Source organism: Leucobacter soli, from assembly GCF_042659205.1.
GTDB classification, from domain to species: Bacteria; Actinomycetota; Actinomycetes; order Actinomycetales; family Microbacteriaceae; genus Leucobacter; species Leucobacter soli.
On record NZ_JBHSRW010000354.1, the window covers coordinates 1 to 1,616 of the forward strand.

At 71.8% G+C, this 1,616-nt stretch carries 3 protein-coding genes; all 3 read right to left on the minus strand.

Going from position 1 to position 1,616, the window contains the following annotated elements; genetic code table 11:
* Positions 1 to 411, minus strand: a 411-nt coding sequence (locus ACFPZL_RS13035) for a 3,4-dihydroxy-2-butanone-4-phosphate synthase (protein ID WP_382335798.1), incomplete at its 3' end; no start/stop codon positions are given.
* Positions 408 to 1,190, minus strand: a complete 783-nt coding sequence (locus tag ACFPZL_RS13040; protein ID WP_218115459.1) for a riboflavin synthase — start codon at positions 1,188 to 1,190, stop codon at positions 408 to 410. The genes ACFPZL_RS13040 and ACFPZL_RS13035, both read right to left, overlap by 4 nt.
* A 16-nt stretch (positions 1,191 to 1,206) precedes the next feature.
* Positions 1,207 to 1,616 (minus strand): RibD family protein (locus ACFPZL_RS13045; RefSeq protein WP_382335800.1); only part of this gene is annotated, 410 nt, incomplete at its 5' end.

Consider the following 1,616-nt stretch of genomic DNA (forward strand, 5'->3'; position numbering starts at 1 on the left):
CACGCCGCCGTCGACCGCGCGCAGCGGGAGCACGTGCCCGGGGCGCCGCACGTCGGTGGGGACGGCCTCGGGGTTGGCGAGCGCGCGCAGGGTCGTGGTGCGATCCTTCGCGCTGATGCCGGTCGTCACGCCCTCGGCCGCATCGACCGTGACCGTGTACGCCGTCCCGCGCACATCCTCGTTCTGCTCGACCATCATCGGGAGCTCGAGCTGGTTCGCGATATCGTTCGACATCGGCGCGCAGAGCAGGCCGGAGGAGTGGCGGACGGTCCAGGCCACCCAATCTCGGGTCGCGAGCTCCGCGGAGAGGATCACGTCACCCTCGTTCTCGCGGTTCTCGTCGTCGGCGACGATCACGGGGCGGCCGTCGCGGATCGCGGCGATCGCCTCTTCGATGGTGCTGATGCTCATACCTGGGTTCCTTCGGGGTGGGGATCGGCGGATGCGGTGCCGGTGGAGATGCCGGTCGCGGCGTCGGAGTCCGCGCGGGCGCCGAAGCGCAGCATGCGCGCGACGTGGCGGGCGAGGATGTCGGTCTCGAGGTTCACGCGGTCGCCGGGGGCGAGCGCGCCGAGGGTGGTGGCGACGAGCGTCTCGGGGATCAGCGAGACCTCGAACCAGGGATCCGGATCCGCCGCGTCGGCGATGTCGGAGATCGTGAGGGAGACCCCGGCGAGGGTCACCGAGCCCTTGTCGACGAGCAGCGGGGCGAGCTCGGGGGCGAGCGAGAAGCGCAGTGTCCTCCAGCCGCCGGCCGTCTCGCGGTCGGCGTGACCGGCGCTGTCGTGACCGGCGCTGTCGCGCTCGGTGCCATCGTGCTCGGTGCCGTCGTGGGGCGTGACGGAGCGCAGCTCGGCCGTGCCGTCGACATGCCCCTGCACGATGTGCCCGCCCAGGCGGCTGTCGACGCGGGCGGCGCGTTCGAGGTTGACGCGATCGCCGACGCGCAGTTCGCCCAGCGTCGACATCCGCACCGATTGCTCCATGACGTCGGCGGTGAACGTGCCGCCGGGGCCCGAGCCGTCCGCGCCCAGCTCGATGACCGTCAGGCAGACGCCGGAGACCTGGATCGAATCGCCGTGGCCGGCGTCGCTCGTGACCCGCGGACCGCGCACGGTCAGCCGCAGCGAGTCGCCGACGGGTTCGACGGCGACGACCTCGCCGATCTCCTCGATCAATCCGGTGAACATGATGTCTCCCTCTCCTCTACCCGTCATTCTGCGCCTCTTCGCGAGATCCTGCACCGCGGGAGTCTGCTCCGCCGGATCCCGTACTACTTCCGGATCCTGCACCGTTACCGGGCGGTGCGGCCGGGCCTGCCGCACGGGCGATGGCGGCGTGCACGAGCAGATCGTCGCCCAGATGCTGGACCTCGGCTTCTTCGAGGCGCAGGATCCCCGACATGCCGGTGATGCCGAGATCGCCGAGTGCGAGCTTCGGGCCGCCGAGCAGTGCCGGCGCCACATAGACGAGCACCTCGTCGGCGAGACCGGCGGCGACCAGGGCGCTCGCGACGGTCGGGCCGCCCTCGACGAAGAGCCGGCGGATGCCGCGCTCGCTCAGTTGCGCGAGGTGGCCGGCGAGGTCGCACCCGTCGAAGCGGAGCGGCTCGGCGG